General features: G+C 67.0%; 22 protein-coding genes and 1 other RNA gene. 1 reads left to right on the top strand and 22 read right to left on the bottom strand.

Going from position 1 to position 24557, the window contains the following annotated elements; genetic code table 11:
• Positions 1-227: 227 nt before the first annotated feature.
• From ACFV88_RS33590 to ACFV88_RS33495, 20 genes are all read right to left on the bottom strand, one after another.
• Positions 228-998, bottom strand: coding sequence for a hypothetical protein (locus ACFV88_RS33590; RefSeq protein ID WP_385495926.1), 771 nt, complete (start codon positions 996-998; stop codon positions 228-230).
• 111 nt (positions 999-1109) lie between these two features.
• An RNA gene (locus ACFV88_RS33585) (hammerhead ribozyme type II) lies at positions 1110-1172 on the bottom strand.
• A gap of 7 nt (positions 1173-1179) precedes the next feature.
• Positions 1180-1899 (bottom strand): hypothetical protein, encoded by a 720-nt coding sequence (locus ACFV88_RS33580; RefSeq protein ID WP_385495925.1) that lies wholly within the window; start codon positions 1897-1899, stop codon positions 1180-1182.
• Positions 1900-2353: 454 nt separating this feature from the next.
• Entirely contained in the window at positions 2354-4057 is a 1704-nt protein-coding gene (locus tag ACFV88_RS33575; RefSeq protein WP_385495924.1) for a hypothetical protein, read from the bottom strand.
• A gap of 132 nt (positions 4058-4189) precedes the next feature.
• A complete protein-coding gene (locus ACFV88_RS33570; protein ID WP_365697160.1) occupies positions 4190-4582 on the bottom strand; it encodes a GNAT family N-acetyltransferase in 393 nt (130 codons plus the stop codon).
• Positions 4583-4704: 122 nt separating this feature from the next.
• Positions 4705-5406, bottom strand: coding sequence for an NADAR family protein (locus ACFV88_RS33565; RefSeq protein WP_385495923.1), 702 nt, complete (start codon positions 5404-5406; stop codon positions 4705-4707).
• Positions 5407-5560: 154 nt separating this feature from the next.
• A complete protein-coding gene (locus tag ACFV88_RS33560) occupies positions 5561-6247 on the bottom strand; it encodes a hypothetical protein (RefSeq protein WP_385495922.1) in 687 nt (228 codons plus the stop codon).
• Between the two features lie 1027 nt (positions 6248-7274).
• The gene (locus ACFV88_RS33555; RefSeq protein WP_385495921.1) at positions 7275-8084 is read right to left on the bottom strand and encodes a hypothetical protein; all 810 of its coding nucleotides are present in this window, start codon (positions 8082-8084) and stop codon (positions 7275-7277) included.
• Positions 8085-8615: 531 nt separating this feature from the next.
• Positions 8616-9002, bottom strand: coding sequence for a hypothetical protein (locus tag ACFV88_RS33550; protein ID WP_385495920.1), 387 nt, complete (start codon positions 9000-9002; stop codon positions 8616-8618).
• A gap of 99 nt (positions 9003-9101) precedes the next feature.
• On the bottom strand, positions 9102-10160 hold the full coding sequence (locus ACFV88_RS33545) for a hypothetical protein (RefSeq protein WP_385495919.1): 1059 nt from the start codon (positions 10158-10160) through the stop codon (positions 9102-9104).
• A gap of 290 nt (positions 10161-10450) precedes the next feature.
• Positions 10451-11332, bottom strand: coding sequence for a hypothetical protein (locus ACFV88_RS33540; protein WP_385495918.1), 882 nt, complete (start codon positions 11330-11332; stop codon positions 10451-10453).
• Between the two features lie 110 nt (positions 11333-11442).
• Positions 11443-11901, bottom strand: a complete 459-nt coding sequence (locus ACFV88_RS33535) for a hypothetical protein (RefSeq protein ID WP_385495917.1) — start codon at positions 11899-11901, stop codon at positions 11443-11445.
• A gap of 281 nt (positions 11902-12182) precedes the next feature.
• Complete coding sequence (locus ACFV88_RS33530) at positions 12183-12593, bottom strand: SsgA family sporulation/cell division regulator (RefSeq protein ID WP_385495916.1); 411 nt, start codon at positions 12591-12593, stop codon at positions 12183-12185.
• Between the two features lie 337 nt (positions 12594-12930).
• Entirely contained in the window at positions 12931-13788 is an 858-nt protein-coding gene (locus ACFV88_RS33525; RefSeq protein ID WP_385495915.1) for a hypothetical protein, read from the bottom strand.
• A gap of 121 nt (positions 13789-13909) precedes the next feature.
• The gene (locus ACFV88_RS33520; protein WP_385495914.1) at positions 13910-14176 is read right to left on the bottom strand and encodes a hypothetical protein; all 267 of its coding nucleotides are present in this window, start codon (positions 14174-14176) and stop codon (positions 13910-13912) included.
• A gap of 594 nt (positions 14177-14770) precedes the next feature.
• Positions 14771-15022 carry a hypothetical protein gene (locus ACFV88_RS33515; protein ID WP_385495913.1) on the bottom strand — a complete coding sequence of 84 codons (252 nt, stop codon included), beginning with the start codon at positions 15020-15022 and terminating at the stop codon, positions 14771-14773.
• A 454-nt stretch (positions 15023-15476) separates the two neighbouring features.
• A complete protein-coding gene (locus ACFV88_RS33510; RefSeq protein WP_385495912.1) occupies positions 15477-15809 on the bottom strand; it encodes a hypothetical protein in 333 nt (110 codons plus the stop codon).
• A gap of 288 nt (positions 15810-16097) precedes the next feature.
• Complete coding sequence (locus ACFV88_RS33505; RefSeq protein WP_385495911.1) at positions 16098-16637, bottom strand: hypothetical protein; 540 nt, start codon at positions 16635-16637, stop codon at positions 16098-16100.
• Positions 16638-16740: 103 nt separating this feature from the next.
• Positions 16741-17265: a hypothetical protein gene (locus ACFV88_RS33500; RefSeq protein WP_385495910.1), complete on the bottom strand. Its 525-nt coding sequence runs from the start codon at positions 17263-17265 to the stop codon at positions 16741-16743.
• A 206-nt stretch (positions 17266-17471) separates the two neighbouring features.
• The gene (locus tag ACFV88_RS33495) at positions 17472-18578 is read right to left on the bottom strand and encodes a phosphoadenosine phosphosulfate reductase (RefSeq protein WP_385495909.1); all 1107 of its coding nucleotides are present in this window, start codon (positions 18576-18578) and stop codon (positions 17472-17474) included.
• A gap of 324 nt (positions 18579-18902) precedes the next feature.
• Between ACFV88_RS33495 and ACFV88_RS33490 the strand changes: the two genes are divergently transcribed.
• A complete protein-coding gene (locus ACFV88_RS33490; protein ID WP_385495908.1) occupies positions 18903-19580 on the top strand; it encodes an MFS transporter in 678 nt (225 codons plus the stop codon).
• Positions 19581-20258: 678 nt separating this feature from the next.
• Here the strand turns inward: ACFV88_RS33490 and ACFV88_RS33485 are convergent.
• Together ACFV88_RS33485 and ACFV88_RS33480 are read right to left on the bottom strand one after the other, a co-directional pair.
• Positions 20259-21716 (bottom strand): hypothetical protein, encoded by a 1458-nt coding sequence (locus ACFV88_RS33485; protein WP_385495907.1) that lies wholly within the window; start codon positions 21714-21716, stop codon positions 20259-20261.
• Positions 21717-22443: 727 nt separating this feature from the next.
• Complete coding sequence (locus ACFV88_RS33480) at positions 22444-24531, bottom strand: ATP-binding protein (RefSeq protein WP_385495906.1); 2088 nt, start codon at positions 24529-24531, stop codon at positions 22444-22446.
• Positions 24532-24557: the final 26 nt, after the last annotated feature.

The raw sequence follows: 24557 nt of genomic DNA, 5'->3' as shown, positions 1-24557 counted from the left end.
GAACAACTCACCGCGCGCCACCTGCTGAGCGAACATGAACAAGGGGCTGGCGCAGTTCCCGCGGGCGGCGTCCTCGGTGTCCGCGTTCCAGAACATGACAGACGTCCCGGACACGGTCGGTAAACAAGCCCAGGACGTACTGGTCACAGTCCCAGACGGACATCACGGGCAGGACTACGGGCGGTCGGTAAAGTCGACGTCCACCAGTAGCAGGGGTTTTGTGTCCGTCATCGCCCGTCCTCCTCCGCCGCGGTCGTCTCCTCTGCGGCGTCCTCGACGGCCAGGTCGACGGTCAGTTCTGCGCCTTCCTCGGGCCGCAGGAGTTCGGCGAGTGTACCGAGGGCGGCCGACAGTACGTCGTCGTCCAGATCGGCGGTCGTGGAGGTGTCGCCATTCTCGTCGTGCAGCGTCACGTCGTGGACGCTGTAGTCGGCGTGCCCCATGCCGAGCTTGGAGTCGCGGGCGTCGAAGACCGCGCAGGTCCATCGAGGGGCGGCCGGCGTGAGGAGCCGGACCTGGCGGGCGATCACGTCGCGCAGCGCGGCCTCCTCGGCGTCGGCGGCGGTCTCCCGCAGTTCGGTCAGCATCGCCGGGCCCATGGCGTCTAGGAGACCGCGCAGCGCGGTCTTGCGGGCCTGCCTGCGGGCGTGGTCGGCGGCGACCTGGGCGCAGCACTGCGCGCGCCAGCACACGCACCGGTGGCAGTCGGCGCAGGTCTGGGTACGGTCGCAGCCGCACCGGCAGTCGAAGGGGCGGCAGTAGGCGCCGTGTTCCTTGCGCGGCGTGGAGGGGACGGCGGCCAGGGAGCGGGACAGCTCGGTGACGTCGCGGTCTTCCTCCACGAGATCGGCGGCCAGGGTCTGGCCGTCGGCGCGGAGCATCGCGGCGAGACGGTCGCAGGTCTGCCGGTCGACCGCGAGGGCGTACGCCTCGACCTGGGCGCCGATGAGCAGCGGGAAGGAAGCGGTGGCGTCGGGCGCGTTGCCGGGGGTGGTCATGGTTGTCTCCGGTCGGGAATCGCGGGTCGGGATCATGGCGTGGCGGGGCCGGGGAGGATGAACTCCCCCTCGAAGAAAGCGCCGAGAGCGAGGCGCTCTCAGACCTGCATCGAGCGGCTGCCTTCATCAGGCCATGGGCACCACCCCGTGACGACGCCTCCCGGCGTTTCGGCATTGCGTGTTACGGCTTGTCGACCTTGGTCATGCTGTGCCAGTCCCAGGACTCGCCCACCGGGACGTCCGGACCGTCCAGCACGACGCCCGTCGGGCACAGTTCGGACCCCCAGTACGTCGGACTAATCTCCTTGATGACGGCGCGAAAGGTATCTGCGTTCTCGCCCATCGGACCGATCTTCTGCACGTCCACCGTGTCTCCCACGGACAGGGTGTTGCCGCCGTACGTGAACCTCGGGACGGCGCCTATCTGCGACTCGTCGTCGGTGTAGTACATCGACTCCTTCAGGGCCGCCCGGACCGTCACTGGTCCACGCTCCGCCTCCAGCCACGCCGACATGGCGGCGATGGCATGACCGATGAGCTGTTCGTCGTAGAACGGGCCCAGGCTGGACATGCAGCGCGGCTCTCGCATCAGCCCCAGGCTCTCGGCGAACTGCACCAGAGCGGCACCCCTCGAATACAGCGTCGTGGGATGGGACTCCGCCCTGTCGGCGGTCGTCCAGTCGGACCACGTCGGCATCTTGATGCCAAGCACGTTGGGGTCGACCAGGTAGTAACCCAGGCAACCGACCGCTACGCTGGAGCCGACCATCACGTGATCGCCCGCATCGGAGGGAACGACGTGCTCGTCGCACTCCGTGCAGACAGGCGTCAGGTATCGCTCGATGAGCCGGAAGGGCGCCTGACGAATCGCAGTCAGGTACGCCTCGACGTTGCTGTCCATAACTTTCCTCTCTCATAACTGACTTCAGCGGCTGCCTTCATCAGGCCGTGGGTACCACCGGGTGCCAGCCGGGGCCGGGGGATCGCCACCTCGCCCGTTACAGATAAACTATTCTCTGAACAGTTGCTATTCAATACTTGCCGCTGTTCGCCCTTGCCTCCGCCGGTGCAGTGCCCTCGGCCGCAGCTCACGCGCAGAGAGCAGGCCAGCAGCAGCCCCGCCGACCGCTCCCCTCCCTTCCTTCCCGCTGACGCGTTCCGAGACGGCCGGCGTGCCCCCGGTCGATGCCGAGTCACGCGCCGGAAGCGTCCCTCCCGCACCGGGGTCCGAAGCACTGCGGCGGGACGTACACAGGCGGGGCGGGGCCGGGGCGCACCGGCCGCGTCTGGCTCCTCTCGCCTGGCGCAGCGGCTCGGCGGGGCACCAGACGCGGCACGCGGCGGAGAGGGCTTCGTTACCTAGGGCGGCGGCTCGGCCGGCTGCGGACGGCCTGCTCGTCACGTATGGCCATGGGCAGCATGGCGGCGGCCTGCGACCGGTAGGCCTCCAGAGCCTGGGCATACGTTCCGGCCGAAGTGATCCAGCCGAACCGAGCGGCGTGCAGGCGGCCTGCCCGGAACGTGTAGCCGATCAGTCGGCCGTGTTCGGTTCGCTCGGCCTGAAACGCCTCGGCGTGCGGGTAGGTAACGGCCACGCGGGTCCGGGCCTGGTCCTCGCTCATCTCCCCCGGCCGGGGACGGTCGCACAGGCCGCAGGTGCGGGTGTTGGGCACGCCGTCCACCGCCTCGTCCACCTCCATGACCACATACACACTGCACCAACGGCACGGCACGTCCACGCGGCGCACGCGTCGGCGGTACTCCAATCTGTCCTCCAGGGTGAAGCGCAGCGGTCCAGCGCTCACCCCGTCCAGGACCAGCCACACGTGGGCATTGGTGGTCTTGTCCACCTGGAGGCCTTTGACCTCCATCGGCTGGCCGTCGACCACCACCAGGTCGCCAGTCTTGGCGTGGCAGGCCAGGCCCTGGGGACGCAGCGGGTTGGAGAAGACGGCCGTGGTGTCGCGCATGGTCAGCTCCTCGCGGCTGCCGCGAGCGGGGTGACAGCTCCCCGAGCACACGCACATGACGCCCTGCTGGCGGTCGTGCCGGGCGAGCTTGCCGGAGGGCAGCAGGGACGCGGTGTGGCTGTCGTAGCCGCACAGGCCGCTCGGGCCGTCGTATCCGGCCGGGCCGTGGAAGGGCATCTCCAGGCGTCGGCGCACCTCGGTGGCGGCGGCCTGGGTCACCCGGCTGTCCGCGCCCGTGTACGCCTCAGCGCGCACAACTCCACGGCGGCCCTCGGCCTTCCAGTCCTCATCGACCCGCTCGGCGGTCTCCAGCACCTGGGTGACCGGTATGCCTAGCTCCCCGGCGATCTGCGCGACCTCCACAGGCCACGCCTGGGCCACCGCGTCCTTGGCGGCGTCCAGGTCGTGGTGGAACCCGGCCTTTCCGCCTCGGTGCCCCCCGTAGGGGGACCAGGCGGCGTAACGGCCGCGGCGCATGCGGGCGCCCTCGTCGTGGACGGTGCCCAGGAAGGTGCCGCCGCGCACGACGGCCCAGCGGCCGGCGCCGTCCGGTTCCAGGCGCACGGTGGCCGGGTCCAGGGCTGCGGCCATGCGCTCGAGGGTCTCGGTGGGCTCGGCGGTCACCAGGGCGATGTGCTTGGCCATTGCGGCTTCGTCCAGGCCGGTGCGACGGGCGAGGCGGGCGGCCTGGTCGGCCTGCCACCGGTACTCGTAGCCGTCGCCCCGGCCGATGACGTTGCGGACGGATACCCAGCGGTAGCGGGCGCGGGCGCCGTGGTCGGCGCGGAACGTCCAGGCGATGCGCTCGCCGTCCGGCAGATCGACCGGCTGGAACGCGTGGGCGGTGATGTGGGAGCCCTGGACGAAGATGCGCGCGGCGACCTCGGTCACCAGCTCCTTGCGGCGGTCCTCGGCGACCTGATGGGCGCGGCGGCGGGGGGCCACCAGGTCGGCGGCCACGGTGTCCTCCGCCGGGGCAACTGAGGCCTGCTCGGCAATGTTGCGGGCGGGGGCCTCGCTCTCGGCCGACGGCTCGGCGGGGTTGGCGGCCGGGGCATCGCGCTTCGGGTCTGGCTGGATGTGGGGCATGAGGGAAGTCCTTCCGGTGGAGGGGCGTGGCCGGGGTGCCACACCCGCTTTAACTGCAAACTATTTCGTCCGGGAAAGCCATTCAATTGATTCAGGTGTGGCCGTCCTGCTGAAGCCCCAAGGTGGTGGAGGTCAGCTAGCGGCGGCTGCTGCTGGGCGCATCATGCGGTGCTCGAAGTCGGGGTGCTGGTCCTCGCGGAAGCCGTGGCGTGCGTACCAGGCGGCGAGCACGGCGCTACTAAGGCCGGCGTCGAACTGTTCGCAGCTCAGGGCGAAGTCACCGCTGTAGGCGTCGAGTACAGCCGTGAGGAGTTGACCTCCGTAACCGTTGCCCTGGTGTTCGCGGCCAACGCGGATCTCGTATATCCAGTACACGTCGCCACAGTCGGCGACAGTGGCATGGCCGATGTACTCGCCCTCTAGACGGAGTTCGAAGACCTCTTCGTTCTCGGAGTCGTTGTGCCACCGCGCAATGACCGGGGCATCGGTGGCGGCCGGCGCGGTCAGGAACGTCTGCTCGGGCACGTGGGGTCCTTTCGCAAAGTCATGGCGGACCGTGCCCCGGACCGACGGTGCACGCCGGGTCGGACCGCGATTCGTGCAGCAGCCCGGAGCGAAGCGTGCCGGGCGGGGGTAGCAGGGGCACTTCAGGCTGCGTTGGGCGGATCGGCCCGCAGCAGTTCCCGGGTCTGCGTCAGGGCGAAGCCCAGCAAGTTCAGGCCCCGCCAGCGCGCCGGATCCGCGCAGCACGGGTCCTGCGCCGCCCGTCCGATCCCCCAGATACGGTCGTAGGGGCTGGCCTCCACGAGTAGGGCGTCGCCGGTGCCGAGCAGGATCTCCCGCAGGTCGGGGTGCTGAGTGAACTTCAGGCGCGTGCCTGTCAGGACGATGCCGTACCGTTCACGGCTCCAGACCTGCTCGTTGAAGCCCCGCACCGCTCGCCCGGCCTGTTTGGCCGTCACGGGGGAGTCGTCGGCGAGCACCGTGCGCTCAGCGTCCGCGTCTCCGAACAGCCTGGCTTTGGCCACCATCATCCAGTGCTCGGCGCTGGCGTAGTACACGCCTTCATGGGTGAACGGCGCTGGCCACCACTGGCTCAGACATCCGGGTCCCGGAGTGCCGTCGGACTGTTTCCGGTGTCCGTAGAAGGGCAGCACACGGGGACGTACGTCCTCACACCAGCTCACATCCCCGGCCCACTGCGGAAGGCGTCCCTTCCAGGACCGCCTGTTCCCTTCGCAACTCGCCCCGGCGGGCCGGGCACTGGCGCCGTCCCGGGCTTCGGGGGCTCCGGGGCCAAGCTGTGGAGTGACGGCAATCGGCCTGGTCGCGGCCGTAGTCGGGGTCATGACGGGGCCTTTCATGGAGGCGGAGATGGGCGGGGCGCGGCGGAGTTGAAGTCGGAAGCCGGGCGCGGCGGCCCGGGGCCGAGGGGTGGCGCGGTGGGCGCGCGGCCCGGTGGCGGGGGCGGGTCGTGTTGGTCCCGCCCCCCGCCGGGAGCGATCATCCCTTCCAGAGAATCTTCCGGCCGCCGAACAGGTAGGACTCGATGCCGGTGTCGTCCAGGACGTGCGCGTCCCGTGCGGCCTGGGCATACCCCCATCCGGCGGCAAGCTCCTTGGCCGCTTCGACGGCCTGCTCGTCGGTGGTGAAGTCGGTGTACTTCTCCGAGGTCAGCGTGGCGCGGCTCTCACCGTTGCGGCCCTGTACCTCGTAGCGGTGGGTGACCCTTGCATCCAGGGACACCGGAGCGAAGCGGGTCCAGAAGGGCGGCATGTAGCGGTTGTCGGCGTGCTGGACCTCACCGCCAATGCTGCGGGCGGCGTCCCGGGCCTCCTCGAAGAGACGGAACGAGTTCGGGACGCGGCCCTCGCCGGCGAAGATGTAGAACCTGCCCGGCGCGGCGGTTGGTGCCCACGCCACGTGAGTGGCGACGATGGCGTCGCTGTAAATCACGCCGTCGCTGCCGGTATAGAGACCGGCCTCGCCGAGGGTGATCGCACCGCCAAAGGGGTGGGCGTAGTCGCCCAGAATCTGCGCCATCGGGGACGGGCCACCGGTGGTGATTCGCACCGGCATCAGCTTCCCCGCCGCCCGCATATGCCTGGCGACCTCCGAGTGGCCGATGCGCATCAGGACGGTGTCCCCGGGCTCGACGGTGGTCTTGCGGTTCAGGAGCGAAACGGGCATGACAGCCTCCGATAGGTGCCTCGACATGAAGCGGCGGACTTCACTGCGGGGACCTCTCGGCACCCCCTCCGCACACCTGCAAACTATGCTTCTATACGCTCTCATTCAATAGAGGCATTCCGGGATGGACGATCCACAACCGCGCAACAGACCCTCCAGCCACACCGGCGGCGACACACGGACGGGCGAGAGTGACATCCAGCGCAGACCAGAACCACAGACGAACAAGCAAAGAAGGGCGGCGCCCGCCCCTACCCGCCCCCGTCCTGGTGCGTCGTGTCCTCTCGAACACCGACCACCGGCAGGCAGAAGGGCAGAAGGGGTGGGGAGGACTGACCGACAGGCAACGCCCCAGGGCCGCCCGCCGCGTGATGGCCGGGAGTTCCCGGTTACCACCTGATGCGAAGTCCCCAGGCGGCTATTCGAGGAGCGTGCTCAGCAGCTCGCGTACCTGCATCTGCGAGCCTCCGACCTGGACGAGGCTGGCGCGGAGTTGGGCCGAATCCTTCCCGGGCATCGACTCAGGCTTTGCGATGGATGCAATCGCTGCGACTTGGCGAGATGCATCCTTGTAGGTCGCTCCGCACAGGTCGATCGAGGCAAGTCGATCCCCGTCCAGGTTCTCCGTCGCACAGGTCCACGCCGGCCACGGGTAAAGGTGCAGTCCGCGGGCGCCATCCAACGGAACGTAGACAGCCCAGCAGTCGCCGCCCGTGGGTCGGGTGTCGGCCTGGACGCCAACAGCGTCCAGTTCGGCAACCATCAGCTCGCATGCGGCCCGCTCAGACAAGGTCTCGTCGTCAAGGCGAAAGCCATCCATCACAACTCCAGAAATAGGGGTCGGCGGGTCCGCCGACGGATCGGTGCGCCCCGGGTAGCGCCCGGAGCGGCATTGCGGGCCGCTCTGGGCCCGACGTGTGCTGGGGTCAGCGCGTGCGGTGCTCTCCCCTGCGATGTGTGCGCCCGCCGTCCAGCAGGAATCGGCTAGACGGCGGGCAAGGGTGGCACGCGGGAATCGAGCCGACGCTCAGGTCGTCGGGTAAGTGAACTCGGGCTCATCACCTTCCGGTTGGTATCCACCCCCGACGACATCTGTCCAGGAGTAGCCGCCCGGCCCGCGGGCGGCGTCGATGCAAAGCCGGTCCGGGTCGAAGGGCAGATTCACGGTGCCACGCACCCGCACCGTGTGCCCGGACCCATTACACCGGTCAAGCACGAGTAGTTCCGGGTCGGTCCACTGAACGGTGATCACCGGCGCGGAATCACTCCCCCGCACCCTCTCCACGGCGTCGTAAATGGGCTTGATGTCGCCGCGCCACAGGACGTGCAGGTCACCGCCGTAGCTGGCGTTCGCCACCAGCTCCCGCAGCGCCGCACAGTTCTCCCAGAAGTCGAGGCTGGCCGCAGCCGCCAGACCGCGGGCAACGCTGGTCAGCTCAGCGTCTGAGAACTTCCAGGCGCCCGGCTCGGCCTGCCCCTCGAGGCGGTATCGGAACAGCTTCGAGCCGGTGCCGCGCATGAGATCGCGGATCGGCTGCGACGCGTCGCGCTCCTCGATCGCCTCACGCAACTGGTCCAAAGCCGCGTACTCGTCAAGGAAATCGCGGTCATCCTGATTCAGCAAAGCGTCCAGGACGGCATTCACACCGTGCCACCTATTCTCGCTCACCCAGTCCTCGTCCAGGACTTCTTCGTCACCGGCGATCAGTTTCTGAACCTGCTCATCGGTCAGGCGGTCGCCGTGATCGACGTAGACCAGCTCGTACTCATCATCAAGTCGAGAGATGATCAACTCGACCGCAGCCTGCGCGAGATCAGCCGTCAAGACCTTAGCCATGGGATTCCTTTCCTCAATGCCGTGCAATTACCTGCAAACTACTTTTTCACTACTACAGATTCAATGCTCTGGTGCAGCGAAAGGTCCGGTGTGCTTGACCTAGGCGACTCTGGCGATCGCCGACCAGCGCGACGGTTCCTTGCCGGCAGCCCGACGCGGGGCGGCCGGCGCGTCTCTGCGGCGGGGCCAGGGGTGACAGTGTGCGCGCCTTCAGAGAAGGACCTCGCGCGGGCAGAAGCAGGCTGTCGCGTCGTGAGGACACGGACGCAAGCGGGAGCCATCAGGGCTGCACCGACAGCACATCATGGGTACGTTCAACATCCCTCCCGTCGAGCCAGCCAGCCGACGGACTGAGGGAGAAGGTCTGGCCGCTCCCTGGCGGAGACAGGGCCTCGATGAGACGGGGCGTACAGATCGCGTAGAGGCGAGTTGCGGCCAGGAGCGCGGAAGGCGCGAGCGGGCTGGAGCGCTGCCAGATTCGTGCGCGGGCGGCGAACCTGAGGCTCGTCGCCCGCGCACGCAGTGTGATGGTCAGTCTTCGGCAAGGAATGCTGTGTCGCTGAGAAATCGACGGGCGGCCTCCTGTCCGTGGTGGGCCTCCACTTGATTCAGACCGGCCTGGAGAGTCTTCGCCTGCTTGAGCCAGCGGTCCTTGCTGACTCGGGTTGCCACGATGCGCTCGGTGACCTGGGCGTCGGTGTAGTCGCAGTTGCCGTTCCCGTCGAGGAGCAGGGCGGCGTGGTAGATGGCGTAGAGAGCGCGGGTGGCGATGAAGTTGTCGTGGTGCTGGATGTCGAGGTCGAGGGGCCGGTTGGCAGCGAGGTCGGCCAGCCGCTCGCGTGCTGCCTCGAATGCGGCGTGGGCCTTCTTGGCGTATATGCGCGTGTTGGCTGCTGCGCCGTTCGTGTACGGGGACATGAGGTGATGCCTTTCGTGGGTGGAGGGGCCGCCGTGTGGCGGCGGGTCGGGTGCTCGCGCAATTCCGGGCGCCACTGAGGGCGGCGCCCGGAATTGTGATCAGGGGAGGCAAAGCCCGGTGTGGTCAACGGGCTGGGAGCATCCGTCAGCGCACTGGTGCCCGGCCTGGGCCTCCTGTGTGCGGAGCGTCTCGTGGCAGGCGATGCAGAACGCGGGACTGCCAGTCCACTGGGTGGCGCGTGCGAGGAAGTCGGTGCTCCAGCAGCGCTGGCACGCGTCGCCTGTCAGCGGCGGCCAGTAGACGCCGAGGTAGGTGTAGACCGTCTCGACGGCGGGGGTCCCGGTCGTACCGACATGGGGGGAGGCTGCCAACTCGGGAAGGCGTATGGCTGGGACGATGACGTGGTGCAAACGTCGGTCGCCGTACGGAGCGACAGGGGTGAGGTTGAGGGTGCCTACGATGCGCCGGATGTCGTCGCTGGCGCGCATGTTGCCGGGGTAGACGACGGCGGCCTCGGCGAGGCGAGGCACGTAGCGGTGCCCTGCGGCGGTGGTCCACACACCGCGGTCGTCGCGCCAGAAGGTGCTCGGCTCGGCGGGTTCGCGGGCGTCATGCCAGCCGGCCACGATGAACCGCATCGCCGTGGCGCTAATCCCGTATGTGCCGCTGCGTCGGGAGCCGTTCACGAGGAGATCGTGGGTGATGCCCCATGCTCGGCGGGCCTCCCAAGCTCCGGCCCCGGAAAAGTCGCCGTCTGCGAGGCTGTATGCAGCCGCGTACGCCACCTCCCATTCGATGCTGGGCGCACCGTCGGCAAGCTGATCCAGCGCGGCGACGATCTGCTCAGGCAGGATGCCCTCGTCGAACAGTCCGGCGGCGTCTTGCTCGGAGATTCCGAGGGCTTCGCGTGCGGCGTCGGCGACGTCGCGGATCTGTCCGTCCTTGCGGGCGGTGAAGCCGGACTCGGCATCGTTCACCAGGGTGTGCCCGCTGAAGTGAGCGGCCCATCCGGCAGTGCACAGAGTGGTGTCGGAGTCGGGTTCGCTGTCGGGGGCAAGCCGGAAGTCAGGGCCGGTCATCCAGTACTTCTGGTCGTGGGTGGAGGGTTGGTTGATGATCTGATCGCGGGTGCGGCGGGCGAGGGCTGCGTTCGGCAAGGGGGGTTCCTCCGTGGAGTGGAAAAATGCGCGGGCTGCGCAGGGCGGCAGTCGGGACGTGTCACCGACTGCCGCCCTGAATGCATGCAAACTATGTAGCCAGGTTGATTCATTCAATACTTGGGGGCGGCAATCCGCGACACCGCTAAGGGCGAGTGGTGACCGACCGGTGAGTTCCGCACCTGGGGCGAGGCGTGTTCAGCCTCTCGGAACGTCCGTTGATGTGCGGTGGCACCGGTGGCACCGGTGGCGCTCCGGCGGAGTGCGCGGGCTGCGGACTGGGGGCCGGCTCAGGCGACAATGACGCCGCGCGAATCCTTCATGTGCTTCACCAGGCGCGCGGCGCCGGTCGTGTTCGTCGAGGGCCAGTAACCCACGTCGATCTGTTCGCCGTCAGAGTGCAGGGTCCAGCTCCACGGCTCATCTTGGGGGTGGAACACCTCGAGGTGGAGCCGCGGGGAGAGATGCACTACGGCCACCCAGCAGTTGGAGCCGGTGTTCGCGGTGTCTGCTTCGACGCCGATCCGGCGCAGTTGCCGGGCCATCTCTTCGGCCTGTTCCTTCTCTCCGACGGTGCGGCCACACTCGGCACCGTCTTCGTCGTCAGCAACCGGTTCGCTGCGGAGCCAGTCGAGGAGAGCCGGGGTGTGGCGTGCGTGGAGGGTGACGGTGAGATCGGGGTCGACTGTGGTGCCGGTGGGCAGCTCCTCCGCGGGGCCGCAGGCGTCGAGGAGGAACGTCGAGACGAAGGCGAGGAGTTGGCCGACGGCGCGCCCGGTCGCGGAGAGCGTGAGGCCGAAGCGTTCGCTTTCCTCGTCTCGGTGAGCATCGATGCGACATCCGGGGATCTGGTGGTGCAGGTTGTCGGCGAGCGTGTCGAAGTCCGCGATCGCCGCGCGCTGCGCGACGGCTTGGTCTCCGATCTCGGCCAGGCCTGCGAAGTAGTCATTCACGAGCGCCTGTGCGGCCGCGCGCTGCCGGGCGGGGACAGCGCCAAGGCTGCCGTAGACGTGCGCAGCGGTCGGCTCCTCGTGGTATCGGGCCTGAAGGAAGTCACTGCTGTCGTCGTGCCGGGCAAAGGCGGTCAAGCCGAAGACGGTGCGGGTGTGGATCGTCCAGCCCTCCGGAAGGATCCGGTCAGCGGGCTGGTGGGCGTCGTGGGTGGGTGACACGGGTTGCTCCTCGCGGGCCGGGGCGGCCCCGTGGGCCGCCCCGGCGGATAGTTGCATCGGCAGGTGGTGGGAGAGGAGAGGTGCGGCGCCCTCCTCGTATACAGGTCTGGTCAGGCGAAGTGGCGTTCGGCAGCAGCAGCCGTCAGGTACATGCCTGTCCTGGGCATTTCACTGTCGGCGAGTTCGAGTGGGTCGCACCGGATGCGGCCCTGCGCGGTCACCCACCGGCCCCGGTCGACAGCCTGGGTGTACACCTGCGTGCGGCCGCGCAGCACGCGGGAGACATGCCCGGTGTGTGGGTCGTAGGCGATCCGCAAGAGGTAGCCGGCGGCGATGAGCCAGCGCGTGAGGGCTTCGGCCTCCTCGATCGTGATGCCGAACGTGCAGGTCAGAGCCCCTTCGATCGCGTTGCGGCCAGGAAAGGCGTCCCAGGAGAAGGTTCCGTTGAGGTAGCGCATGGCCTCCGCGTCTGTGGGCAATCCGCTCGGTGTGTGTACGACGGCGATGCTGTCAGCGTCAGCATCGTGGGACTGAGGGTGAGTCTGGACGTCCTGGCCTTTGATGGGCACGCGGGACTCCTTCCTTCGATGGGGAGAAAGTGGAACTTCAGCTACCCGCAAACTAGTTACATAGATCGGCACATTCAATAGTGGACGTGGCGGGAGGGTGCGACACAGCGCCTGTTCGGCCGGGCCTCCGCGGGTCCAACGGCCGGTGATGTAGTGGATGGCACGGGACACGCTTAGCGATCATGTCCAGGCCGTCGCGAGAGCCGACGCCCAGCAGGTACACCCCTATGTCGAGCGGGAGATGTGGTCGTGCTCGTTGCTGACGTGTGGGCTGGCCGAGGTCAACGGGTCTCGGCGAGCATGCTGGCCAGCGCTCGGTCCAGGCTTGCGAGGAATCCCGGTGCTTCTTCCTCGCGTCCGTAGGGGACCAACTTGGCGGTGCTCCGGAGGAAGTCGCCGAGAGCCTGCCGCGGGAGCCTGAACTCAGCGCTCCCGCCGGGAGAGTAGAGGCCAAGCAGGAGCGTGCGGGACTCCGGAGCGGTGAGGCCTATCTGCGCATCGCCCATCCCCGCGGGCGCGCTGAGTCCGTCCCTCAGCAGATCCCGTCCGAGGGTCCAGGTGACGGGGGCAAATTCTTCTCCGAGGTCGAAGATGATCTCGACGACGAGAGGGGTAGCCGGCGAGTAGCGCAGGCGTGCCCTAACGCGGGCGGGTGCCGGGGAGACAAGGCGCATGTCGAACTGCGTTTCCATTGGGTACTCCAAAGGTACTGGTCAGCCGCCAAGGCATGGCCAGAGAGGTGCCTCGGGCGCCTTCGCGCGGGCGGAGTTGAGGGCTAGGTGCAGCCGCCTCGTGCCCTCCGACGGACTACAGGGGGCAGGTGGACTTGTCCATGTCACGGGTCGGGTTCCGCCAGCTCCTGCGGCAGAACAGCTTGGCGCGGCGGAGCCCGGCACTCGCGTCGGCGCGGGTGCTGACACTCGGCACGGGTGTGCGACGGTGGGCCGCTCCTCGGTGCTGCCCGTAGGCCGCACCGAGGAGCGAATTGCCGCGTTCAGAGCAGACGCGGCCTGGTGTTGCGTCAGGAAGTCACCCAGTGGATACGGGGGTGAGCGTGACCTTGGCAGGGTCCACGCGGTCATCCCAGACGAGGTCCTGCTGACCGTTCAGCCAGATGTCGTGCCCATCGTGGGTCCGCGTACGGAAGAGGGTGCCGCCCTCGTAGGTCGCAACATCGCCGGGCTTCCAGCCGGGAGCCAGCACGGTAAGGTCGCTCAGGGCCTCGTGCCCGGGCAGTTGGGTACCGTTGTCGAGCGTGATGCTGCCGCCGTAGTTGCTTTTGACGCGGGCCGTGAAGTTCACGCGGATGAGCGCGCCTGCCGCGAGTTCGTCGCGGGTGCTCTTGGCAGGGTGTCCGAGGAGCTCCTCGTCATAGTGTGCGGGGCGCATGAGTTGGTCATGGGTCCACGGGCTGCTCGTGATGAGTTGAGCAAGGATGGGGTCACGCTCCGCATCCCAGTCCAGGACCGCGTTCCAGTCGATGCGGGGCTCCCCTTGGGCGAGCTGGTGGAGAGCGTCGAGTACGACGTAGGTGGCGAGGTCGGGCCGGAAGAGAGCGTTCGCCTGCAAATTGTCCAGGTCCAGCGCGCTGGCGGCGGCCAGGTAGACGTCCGTGATATCGCCCTCGTCGTTTTCGGCCAGCACGGAGGCCTGACTGATCCGGGCGTAGCCGCCCCACCGGTTGTTCAAGAGGGTGTGGCCGCCAAGGAAGGCGGCCCATCCTGCGACGCCGAGCCGGGTGATGCCTTCGGCCGGGTCGCTCTCAGGCATCTCGCCCGGAGCGAGCTGGGCGTGGGGGCCGTTCATCGCGGCGCCGGTTTCGTAGTTGATGGGGTGGTCCAAGATGTGGTCGCGGACTTGCCGGGCGAGGTCGGCGTTCGGTTGCATGCGTCCAGGTCCCTTCGGGTAGCTGCTATCGATTGCGCCTTGCAATCGATGGAGGCTTCTTAGATGCAAATTATTCTGTTCGCGCCACTCATTCAATGTTTTGCGTGAAGCGGAGGGCGCGTCAGGGCTGGCCGCAGGCAGCGGGGCAGGAGGGGTGGTTCGGGCAGTTGCAGTCGGGGGCGAACTCGTTCTCGCTGCAGCCACACGAAGGGCACCGCTCTTCGCTGTTCTCCGGGTGGTCCACGCCGACATCCCGCTGACGGTCCTTCTGCGCCTGCTCTGAGGCGTCGAGGGCGCTCATGACCTCTGCGGTAGCGTGCGGCCCGATCTGGTCGATCAGCACCGTCTGGAGGAGGACGGGGTCGACGGGGCGGAGGGACTTCTGCATGGACATTCTGGGCCTTTCAGGGGTAGGTCTCAGCCCCGCGTAGGGCGGCCGGTACATCATCTGACTGCACCAATGGGCTGAGTCAGCGACTTCAGTTGGAGATCCGGCCCCCAGCCGTCGCCGCCTCGGCGGTGCCTCCGAGGGACAGGTCCGGGTAGGTGCTGGCCCGGAGCAGGGCGGCGCAGGCCCCTGCGGCAGCAAGGCCTCGTCCCGCTACGGCTGCTTTGCCGACCGCGTGTTCTGCCTCTCCGCCTCAGCCGGGGGACGGTCGCAGGTACCTACTGCAAGCACGAACCAGACACAGGCGGCGATCAGTTCCAACGCGGAGTTCCGCCGGAATGCCAAGCCGGCGAGGCCAGCGATGGTGAAGGCAGCCGAGGTGGCAAGGAGCCAGCGGCGGGCGGACTTGGGGCCCCACACTGCGAAGGTCACGAGGGACAGGCCGAGAAGTGCGCCGGTTAGTAGAAGGATCTGGGCGGTTGTCATCGATGCCCTGTTCATGTGCGGTCGTCGGATTGAGAAGCAAGCGCATCGGCCTGCGGGCTGACCCACGGGCCCGCTGAGGATCCTCAGCGGGCCCGTGGGCCGCGCTCGTCAGGAAGCAGGGTGCGCGACGATGTTGGGGCAGGAGTTGCCGTCAGAAGTCCCGCTGCCCCCGCAGTGGGCGCACTCCTTGGCCAGTTGGACCTGGTGCAGGGCGCAGAGGCTGGTGAGGGCAGCGGCGTACCCGGAGGCGGATCGGTCGTACCGCCGGTTGATCGCATCGCCGAGAAGGCCAGCGGCTTCGAGGGCCAGCGAGTAGGTAGCGGCGGCTGACGTAGGCTGGGCGGTTTCCTTGGTGGCCACAGAGATCTCCTCTTGGGGTGGGTGCATGGGTGAGCAGCCCTGCTCACAACTGCAATCTATGGATGCACCGTCTTCCATTCAAGAGCACTCTGTTGCGGCTTCCTCGACTTCTTGGGAGCCCGCCGCGTCTGTGCATCCGAGGCCGAGGCATCGGGTGTCGAGCAGGCGCAGCAGGGCAGTGGCAACCGCGCCCTTCTTGCCGCTCTTTGTCAGCAGGCGATGAAGGACTCGCGGCTGCCGGCCTTCGGCGGCGCCGTCCTCCGGGTTCGAAATCGGACCAACCGGTGGCTGTCGACAGGTATGCCTGGGTCGAAAGACGATGCCGCGCCGAGAGCGTTCACTTCGTCGACGTGGCCTGACTCATCCAGGGGCGGGTGGGCGTCCGCCGCCTCTGTCCATGTCAATCTATTCGAGACGCCGTTCACTCTGGTCGCCCGATGCTTCGGAGCGCAGCTCAGGTACTTGCCGCTGCAGTGCAAGAGGCATCCATTCCATAGGGGTCGAGGATGGCGTCCCAGTCGATGGCATCGGCTCCGTTAGCCAACTGGCTGAGGGCTTCGAGGGTGGCAGCGCGTGTGAGGCCGGGCGAGAAGAGCTGGGTCGCGTCGAGCGGATCGAGGCTCAGCGCCTGGCTGGCATGCTGCGAGGTCGCCATGGTGTGCCCGTCGTCGGCCTGGCCGTCGAGAGAGTGCGCCTCGCGGACGGTCGCCTGGGCAAGATCATCCGTTTCAGCGAGGGCGTCGTGGAGGCGGGCGTGGATGCGTCGTGCAAGGTTGGTGTTCGGCATGGCGGGCTCCTCTGATGCGTCGGTTGGTGCTGGTGGTGGTTCGAGGTCAGGATCTGTCAGCTCACAGACTCACGGGGCTGGTCTCACGGAGGGGTCTGGGTGTGGAGGCGGGGGCTGCTGGGGCTGGATGGGCCGCTCGAGCGTCACCTGGGGCAGAGCGAGCCGCGCAGCTGCACGTTCGTATGCCTCGGCTCACTTGCGGGGGCCGACAGCCAGCGGCTGAAGCCGCGGTCGGCGGGTTGCGGGAGCGGATGACGATTCGGGGATTCTGCCTATTCGGTGGTGTGCTCAGAATGGGATGAACGTCGAGCAGTTCACACCAGTGAGCCTGTGCTCGTGGTGCAGGTGGGCTTCGCAGCCAGCGCACCTGCCGTCGGGCAGGTTGTCGGGCGCGCCGCAGGATGATGCGTCACATACTGCGCAGGCCAGGTTTGCTGGGTTCAGCGGCGACATGCTGATGAGGAGGCGGCCGGCGATCATCTCCGCCCCGACCTCGGTCAGGCCGATGAGGGTGGCATTGAACGCGCGGGTCTGCTCGGCATTCAGGGTCAGGGTGCGGGTGGCTCCACTGTCGTAGTGGAGCACTACATGTCGGGGCCGGTCAGGCTGGACCAGTGCACGTCTCAGGCCGCCCTGGGGAGGGTGGGGTGGCTGGAGGAGATCGCGCAGTGCCCTCGCGGCGGCCGCCTGTCGGCGTGAGGCAAGTATCTGGGTGACGTATGCCCTGATGGTGGCAAGTTCGGTGTCGCTTCGGCTTTCGAGGTCTCGCAGTTCGGCTTTCGCGAGTGCGTCGGCGGTGGCGTCGAGTGGTGGCGTCGAGGGGTCCATTTGGTGGTTCCTTTAGACGGGCCCGGGCGTCGTGGTTGCGCGCCCGGGCTGTGAGTTGGTTCGGTGTGCTTGCGGCGGGGCTTCACTCACGGAGCGGGATTGGTCAGGTGTCCAGGCGGTGAGCCCGTGCCTCTTGGCTGATGAGCGTCTCCCACTGGTTGCCGGTGAGGGAAGCCAGGTTGACGGCCTCGCCTGCAGCGGCCCGTCGGAGCAGGTCTTCGACGGTGGTGGGGCAGAGCCACACGTGCCCATCCTCGTCACAGGACAGAGTGCGGTGACGCTCTGGGAATGACCCGAGGTCCGGGTGGTAGAGGTTGAGCTCGCCCATGAGATGATGTCCATCGGCGGAGCCGATGCCGCTCCAGAAGCGCCAGGACGCCCCCGGCGCGCAGGTCATCAGCTTGTCCACCATGCTCGTGTGGGCGAACTCCCCCTCCCCCGCAGGCTCGTCGGTCCCGACGGGGAAGGAGTCGCAGGTGTACAGGGAGTCGTCGCGAAGTTGTGGTGGCATCGAAGTTGCCGGGGCCTCTCGGAATCCGCGGCTGGTCAGCAGGGTGTGCAGTGGCTGCTGCTGGCCGGCTGGGCAGGACGCCAGGTGCAGGTATGCGCGGCGGGTTTCATTTCCCATGGGTCAAGTCCTTGCGTGAGGTTCGAGTGCGGCATGTGTACAGAGGTGCAGGTGAAAGAGGGGCGAGGAGAACGTAGGGAGGCAGTCGGGCGCATTCAAGAGCCTGCGGCGCCTTCTCTCCGATCTGGCCCGATCAGGCAGCCGCCCGCTGTGGTGTAAAGGGCTCGCCCGCGGTCGGTGCGGGGGCGAGCCCTGGCTGGCTGCGCTTAGCAGCGGGCGTCACAGGGGGCGCTCGGTTCGGTCAGCAGGGGGAGGCGAGGTCGGTTCAGGGTGGCTCGGTCGATCTCTTTGCGGGGCGGGCGGGAGAGAGCTGCTCGCACGGCCTTCTCCATCGCCTCGAACTCGGGGGTTTCGTCATTGAGGACGACCCCTGGGTCTGGCCCTCCCTTCTGCTGTGATAGCTCGATGAGGTCATGCATCGACCGCCCGGCTTGGAAGGTGTCACCGCGGACCGCCTCGACGAGGGCAATGAGGGTGGCGAGTCTGGGGCGGCGCCGAACTGCGATGATCAGGTCACGCTTGGAGCTCAGGACGCAGAAACTGCAGGAGCAGCGGCTGGTTCCTTCCCAGTCCCCCGCGCCGGGGTACGAGTCGTAGGTCCAGTGGTGTTGGAATCCAGAGGCAGCATGGAAATCCTTGACGTCCTGGGTTGTCCAGTCCTTGGCCGGGCACCATTCGTCGGTGTGCCGAATTGAGTTGCTGCTGATGTTGCGGTACGCGGGGCGTTCCGCTCGGTCGCGGGATTCGTCGCTGCGCAGCCCGAGCACCTTGAGGCGGCGAATCGGGCGGTCGATTTTGCGGGCGGTCGGTGTGGAGGCCAGGCCAAGGGTCACCTTCAGCTGGTTGATGATCGGCGTCATGGCGGTCTCTTCAAGCTGCTCCTTGTATGCCTTGGTGCAGAAGCGTGTGCCGAGGCGGGGGAAGCGGCCGTAGGCGGCAACGTAGGTGAGCAGGTCGTAGACCGTAGGCGTGTCGTCTTGGGTCATCTTGGTGCTCTCCAGGTGGCGGTCTGCCGGTAGGCCAGATGCGCTGCTCTGGAGGGCTGCGAGGGTGCTGACGCTGGGGAACATTTCGGTGCCGACTTGGACGGAGGGCCATTCGAGAGCTCCCAGGGTTGCGTGGAAGCTGTACACGCGTTCTTCCACGTCTGCTTCGCGCGCTTCCTGCATCGCGAGGCAGGCCATGAGCCAGCTGTCCTTGCCGCCACTCAGGTTGTTCGTGATTACGTCGTACTGGGTCAGGTCAGGGGCGGGGCCCTCGGTGATGGTTCTGCCCTGTTCCAGTGTGGGGCTGTAGAGCGTCTCTGATGCCACGGGTGCTCCAGCGAGTAGTGGGTGGACGGCCGCCTCAGCGACCTATTAGCGTCAATCTATGTTCACCATTATTTACATTCAATGAATGTTGTCCCTGACCTCGGAAAGCCTGGCCTCCGTCAGGCCACCACGGCCTTGGAGGTCCTTCCCATCAGGCGGGACCGGTGGAATGAGCCTTCCCGCCTCACAGGAGCTGCCCAAGTTTCGGACTGCGGGACCTTGTTGCCCCCAGGCCATTTGGGGAGCGTCGACTACCGCGCTCTCCGACCTCCGGTCCAGGGCGGCCTACGCCCAGCCCGTTGCAGCCCGAGGTAAGGAGTTGACGTGAGCAGACCGGACCACCATGACCGTCATCGGAGTCGTACCGCAAAACCCTCCGACGTCAGCTATCTGCGTCTGCTTCGCGGGCCCTACGCGGCACGACTGCTGTTCTCCACCCTGGTGGGTCGCCTGCCGAATGCAATGGCCCCGGTAAGCCTGCTCCTCGCAGCCCGAGCCGAGCATGGCTCACTCGCCTTCGGTGGAACGCTCTCCGCTGTATATCTGGTGGCGTTCGCCGTCGGGCAACCGGTCCTGGGACGCATAGCGGACCGGATGGGCCCGACCCTCCCCATCGTCGCCGGCACCATTACCGCATCCAGCGCCCTTGGGACGCTGGCCTTCATCGGGACCGGCAGTCCGGCTTCCAGCGTGCTGCTGGCCATCGTGACCGGCCTCTCGAACCCGCCTCTGGAGTCCAGCCTTCGCACACTATGGCCAAGAGTTCTGCCCACCCACCCTGAATATCTTCGCGCCGCGTATGCCCTGAACAACGGCTCCCAAGAGGCCGTCTACGTGACGGGCCCCTGGCGGCCGCGCTGCTTGAGGCCGTCTCCCCTGGGGCCGCGCTGGCGGCGACCGCGGTCGTCGGACTGGTCGGAGGCCTGTCTCTTGGGCTGTCTCGACCTGCTCGAGAACTTCGCCCTCTCACCGTGGCGTCGCGTCACTGGCTCGGCCCACTGAACAGCCCGAATGTGCTCATCCTCCTGGGCGCCCTCGTGTGCGCAGGCGGTGCAGTCGGCGCGGTGCGGGTCTGTGCTGCCGCTCAGGGCGAGGCCTTGGGCGTAGCGTGGTTCGCCGGCGCTCTGCCCGCCGTCATGTCCTTCGGGGGCCTGGTCGGGGGGGCTCGCCTACGGTGCGCGGGGCTGGCCTGGCGGCCCGTTGACCCATCTCGTGCTGCTGGCCGTCTGCCACGTGGTCGCATGGGTGCCGATGCTGTGGGGGTTGGGGGCGGCACCGTCGGCGGTTCTCGTGGTGCTTCCTGGGGTCTGCTTCTCGACCCTGGAGTGTGTAGCTTGTCTCGTTGTCAACTCGGTCGCGCCGACCGGCACGGCCACGGAGGCGTTCGGTTGGCTGATAGCCGCGATCAACTTGGGGATCGCAGCTAGGTCAGCTGCAGCTGGTTGGACTGACGACCACTACGGTGTAGCGCTCGGTGCCTCAGCCGCGGCCGCACTGGTCTTGGTCCTCGCTCGCAATCGGCTTCGCGTCCACGCGACCGCTGGTCCAGCGGCCATTGCGGTGCCGCCTCCTGTGCCCGACCGGCGGCGCGATGCGGTCGCGCCGGCCTGACGAGGGTGTCCCGCCTCCACGGAGGTGGCAGGGGCCGGTCGTAGTCCCCTGCCACCTCCTGTCCGCTCGCTAAGCGGCCAGATCAAGCCGAACGATCGGGACGGGCCCGTTGAGGCGCTCGCTCGCAGTGGGGGCGTAGTCCCGCAGGGGCGGGTACCAGGGCCCCGGGCGTCCGGTCGCCTTCAGCCACTTCTCCTGGAACCCCGGGCGCTCCTTATCAGCGACTCCCACGGGGGCCGCCACGAGGTACGCCTCGGTACACGGGTAGCTGCTGCCCCGGCGGAGGTAGTGGGCGCGCTCGATGCCAGAGGTCGCTCCGTGGTCCAGTTCGGCTCCGCGGCGAGCCGCGAACTTCCGCACCAGGGCTTCTGCTTCTCCCTGCGGGCCTTCGAAGAGGGTCCGCACCGACCGCCAGGCGATCCCCTTCTTTGCCTGGCCCCGGCACTGCTCGGGGCCCTCGCACCACGGCGGATCGAACCGCAGGTGCGGGACGCCCTGGCCGTCGTGTCCGACGACGTGTTCCAGAGGGGGGTGGTCCCGTCGGCAGGTTTCGGTGCGGGGCTCGTGGCACCACCACCGGGGGCTGCCGCACTTCTTCCCGTGGTGCTGGCGGCAGTCATCCGTGCGCGCGGCGTCGTAGATTCGGCGCACCTCGTAGACGGCGTGCGGCGCCGCCTCAAGGGATCGGCGGTAGGTCTCGATGATGGCTTCGTTCGCGGGGTCCTCCAGCAGTCGGCTGAGGAGTGTGGCGGTCGCGTACAGCGAGGAATTCTCGTTGAGCGCGAGCGAGGCCTGTTCCATCCTAAGGACGTACGCGGCATATTCCGGGTATTGTCGCAACCTCGCCTCATGACGCTCTCTGGATGCCGCTACGCCCGAGAATGGGCACATCCAGCAATATGACTTCTTGACTGCAACCCCCGCATTCTCGTACACGTACCGTTCCACGCCTGCACGCCCCATTTCATCATTAATGAGCGGATAGTACGGGGTGCAGATTATTCGCCCAGCTGCCTCGTTCACCTGATTTTGAATCTGAGTGTCCTTGAGCATCCGGGGGATCTCGTCGTGGTTGTATCCGATCGCGCGGCGACATTCCTCCCCGCCAAGGACGTGGTCAAGGATGTTATCCAGTACCCATCCCTTCGAACGTATCGAGCAGGTCCGGCGTCCGTTGGCCACCTGGGGAACCGTTCCGGCCCGAGTGAGCCAGTCCGACAGACGCCACGGGCCCTGCTGGAACACCTTACGCGGCTGCCGGGTATCGGAGAGGATAGCAATCCCATCCCGGTCGGAAGAACTCATCCGACTAACCTGAATCATCCGCACATTGGCTTCCCGAAGGCGCGGCATCAGGTACTTCTCTGCGGTTCCCAGAGTGTCTGGAAACTCGTTGCCCGTGACCGCATGGACGAGTACCAAGTCCGAGAGGTCTGGCTGTAGCCCATACCTTTCCGGGTTTTCGAGAAACTTGAGCGTGATGGCCCAGCTATCCGCTCCGAGCCCGGTCGTCTGTACCGTCTTCACTGCGAATTCCTCTCTAATATCCCGCAAGTCCTTACAGTTCGAAAGATATCCACAGAGGCGTCGCCATTCAATAAAATGGGCACCATCCACGCGACACTCCAAGGCGCGAATCTTCGCGCGCACCTCACCTCTTCTTGTAGCATCCCTCCGCTTTCTACCCCCCGGTCCGAGGCATTCGAATGCGTCGATCTTGGGACAAGGGAAGCTATTCTTCAGCACGGGTTGCTGACGCTTGGAGGGGCGCAGCCGGAGGGCGTACCGGTGATTTCCGTGGTGCCGAATTTTCGTTGCACCGATTTGCGGGAGGATCTCATCCAGCCAGCGGTTCCCCGGCTCTCACAGATTTCGTGGACGCGCACCTAGAATCTGGAGACGCTTTTCCGCGCCAGTGTGGCCCGAGTGATCTGCTTTAGTCTTGGCCAGAGTTCTTTCGGCAAGACCGGATCCATCCGGGAGTACGGTCAACGTGCGGGCTCGGGTTCGCTGCAAATATTGCGTGTTGAGGGCCTCATAGATGGCGCCAACGTGCCAGCGCCGGCTCGACAGTTCAGGTCGTTGCGGAGGCGGGAGCCCAAGTCGTTTGCTTGCAGCGTCCGTAGCTCGTTCTGAACCACGTGCAGGGTCCGTTGCAGGGCGGCGCTCTGTTCAGCAGGCGGCGGACGGATCAGGCCGTTGGGCGGCCGGGGCTATGCGGTAGCCCCGGCCGCGACGCGGTTGTGGCGGTGGGCTACATGAGTCGGTCGGTCTCTGCCTTGATGAGCGCGGTGACCGGTTCCAGCCACTTTCCCTCGGCGTCGTAGGGCGTTCGACCAGCGGCCATGGCCTCGATGGCGTCTGCCTGGGCGACGTACACGTCGCCCAGCTCGCGCAGATGGCGAACAGCGCTCTCGGCCCCTGTGGCGAGTGGCTGGCGCCAGGCCCGGTTATGATTGACCTGCCTTTTTCGGGTGTTGTAGAGGGGGCCCTCCACGGCGATGTGGGCCAGGTAAAAGACTGGTGGGTGGATACCCAGCAAGCGGCCGAGTGCTTCGGACTTGGCGTACTCGGGGAGCGTGGCGAATCCTCTGGCTCGCCGGTATCCGGCAGGGTGGGGACGGGTGATGAGCCCGAGGTGTGCGTTGGAGAGAGCCAGGGACTTCATGAGCTCCGACAGGGTCTTGCCGGTCTGCTGCCGGACGATCGCAAGACGCGCGACGGCAAGGTCGGCCAGCAGACGGCGCGGCTCGGGTGCCTGTGCCTTAGCGTGTTCGCGCCGCAAGGTGGCGGTGCTCACTGGTTTGGCTCCTAGCGGGGGGAGGGTGAGGTAGGACCCGACGGGCAGATCGTTCTCGTCCCAGACTTCGCGATCGACGAGTGGGATCATCCTCTGCTCGCGGCTGCCAAGCTGGGTAAGGGCGATAGACGCGGCGGTGCAGAGGGCCGTCTCGAAGTCCCGAGTGCGGTCGGCGTAGGTCTGGAAGCCGGGTGTACGGGCTGCGTGCCGGTGTCCGTACTCGTGGAACAAGGTCTGGAGGGTCTCACCGAGATCGTCCAGGACTTGGTCCTGTATGCCGACCTTGTCAGTAGTGGGCCAGTAGGCGCCGCGTGCCGAGCAGCCGTTTTGTCCCGCCTCGTGGTGGGTGAAGACTCCCAGGGTCCCAAGGCAGCCTCGCCCGAAGGTGGCTTCCATGATGCCTCGGGCTAGGTCCAGGTTTCGGCGGCGTGAAGGGCCGAGGTGGGTGACAGTCGTCCAGATGGTGGTGCGGGCGGGAGCTTCGCGGATGCGGGAGGCCGCCTCCGCCTGGGGCGGGTCTCCTACACCGAGCAGGTTCATCAGGGACCGGTGCTGGGTGGGGTTGAGTCCGCTGGTAACGCATTTCCACCCCCGGTCTTGCAGGCCGAGCTCGGCTTCCTGAGCGAGGTCACGGGCGTTGTGGTAGACCCGGCCATCGGGCCATCGGTTCTGTCCGATCTGGCGGAACGTCTGTCGGACCTCGTAAGAAGTCACGCTCGTGAAGAACGCCTCGGGCCCGGCGAGCCCACCATCGTTGAGGGCGTGGTCGACGAATTTCGTCAGAACTCTGAGGTCCGTGCATTGGGCGAGCGTGGCGTGGACGTGCCGTTCCAATGCCTGGCTGCTCACGATGGTGCGGTCGCGGTTCTGGTACTCCTTCGCGGTTGCGAGAGGGAGGTCGTAGCTGGCGATCAGGCGGGCGTCGGTGGTGACCAGGATCCCTCCGACCCAGATTCGTCCCGGCTCACCGTCGAGGACGATGGAAGCTCTGTCACAGGGCGGCGTGTAGTTCGGTTCGTTGAGGTAGCGAATCTCGGAGAGGAGTTCGTCGGCGAGCGGTTGGTCGCACTCCACTGTGATGCGTGTGCCTCGGGCGCGCTGGCTGTCCGAGAACGTGAGCGTCAGTACTCGCGTGTTGCTGGCGTTGCCGGACCCTCCGATGTTCTTGAGCAGGTCGCTGTGCTCCATTTCAGCCTTGAAGGCGTACCCCACGGTGTCCACTGCGACGGCACCAATCTGGGGGTCGCGAGCGAGTACGAGCAGGGCCAGCTTCTTGCCTTCGCCGAACTGTCCGATGTGACGGGAGTCTTTGGTCGATCCGCCGAACAGCAGCCCCTCGTAGGGAATGCCGGGTCCGTCGTCCTCGATCGTCAGGACGCCTTCTGACCAGATGACACTGTAGGTCGGAGACGCGTCGATCGCGTTGGAGACGAACTCCTTGAGGGCGCGGTTGGCGGTCCAGTCCTTCACGTAGTCAGACGCCATGGGGTACTTGAGCTTGCGCGCCTTATCGGGTGCAGGAGCAGCCGTGGTCGTGGGCATGGATTCTCCAGGTGGGAGTGACCAGG

Source organism: Streptomyces sp. NPDC059816, assembly GCF_042732055.1.
In the GTDB taxonomy this organism is placed as follows: Bacteria; Actinomycetota; Actinomycetes; order Streptomycetales; family Streptomycetaceae; genus Streptomyces.
This window is presented reverse-complemented; position numbering and strand designations above follow the sequence as displayed.

What these genes read in the sequence shown, in the direction of transcription:
- ACFV88_RS33530 (WP_385495916.1), bottom strand. Translation starts at nt 12,593, where the DNA reads ATGGAAACGCAGTTCGACATGCGCCTTGTCTCCCCGGCACCCGCCCGC.
- ACFV88_RS33520 (WP_385495914.1), bottom strand. Translation starts at nt 14,176, where the DNA reads ATGCAGAAGTCCCTCCGCCCCGTCGACCCCGTCCTCCTCCAGACGGTG.
- ACFV88_RS33580 (WP_385495925.1), bottom strand. Translation starts at nt 1,899, where the DNA reads ATGGACAGCAACGTCGAGGCGTACCTGACTGCGATTCGTCAGGCGCCC.
- ACFV88_RS33500 (WP_385495910.1), bottom strand. Translation starts at nt 17,265, where the DNA reads ATGGGAAATGAAACCCGCCGCGCATACCTGCACCTGGCGTCCTGCCCA.
- ACFV88_RS33480 (WP_385495906.1), bottom strand. Translation starts at nt 24,531, where the DNA reads ATGCCCACGACCACGGCTGCTCCTGCACCCGATAAGGCGCGCAAGCTC.
- ACFV88_RS33565 (WP_385495923.1), bottom strand. Translation starts at nt 5,406, where the DNA reads ATGACCCCGACTACGGCCGCGACCAGGCCGATTGCCGTCACTCCACAG.
- ACFV88_RS33505 (WP_385495911.1), bottom strand. Translation starts at nt 16,637, where the DNA reads ATGGACCCCTCGACGCCACCACTCGACGCCACCGCCGACGCACTCGCG.
- ACFV88_RS33510 (WP_385495912.1), bottom strand. Translation starts at nt 15,809, where the DNA reads ATGCCGAACACCAACCTTGCACGACGCATCCACGCCCGCCTCCACGAC.
- ACFV88_RS33575 (WP_385495924.1), bottom strand. Translation starts at nt 4,057, where the DNA reads ATGCCCCACATCCAGCCAGACCCGAAGCGCGATGCCCCGGCCGCCAAC.
- ACFV88_RS33590 (WP_385495926.1), bottom strand. Translation starts at nt 998, where the DNA reads ATGACCACCCCCGGCAACGCGCCCGACGCCACCGCTTCCTTCCCGCTG.
- ACFV88_RS33560 (WP_385495922.1), bottom strand. Translation starts at nt 6,247, where the DNA reads ATGCCCGTTTCGCTCCTGAACCGCAAGACCACCGTCGAGCCCGGGGAC.
- ACFV88_RS33550 (WP_385495920.1), bottom strand. Translation starts at nt 9,002, where the DNA reads ATGTCCCCGTACACGAACGGCGCAGCAGCCAACACGCGCATATACGCC.
- ACFV88_RS33525 (WP_385495915.1), bottom strand. Translation starts at nt 13,788, where the DNA reads ATGCAACCGAACGCCGACCTCGCCCGGCAAGTCCGCGACCACATCTTG.
- ACFV88_RS33555 (WP_385495921.1), bottom strand. Translation starts at nt 8,084, where the DNA reads ATGGCTAAGGTCTTGACGGCTGATCTCGCGCAGGCTGCGGTCGAGTTG.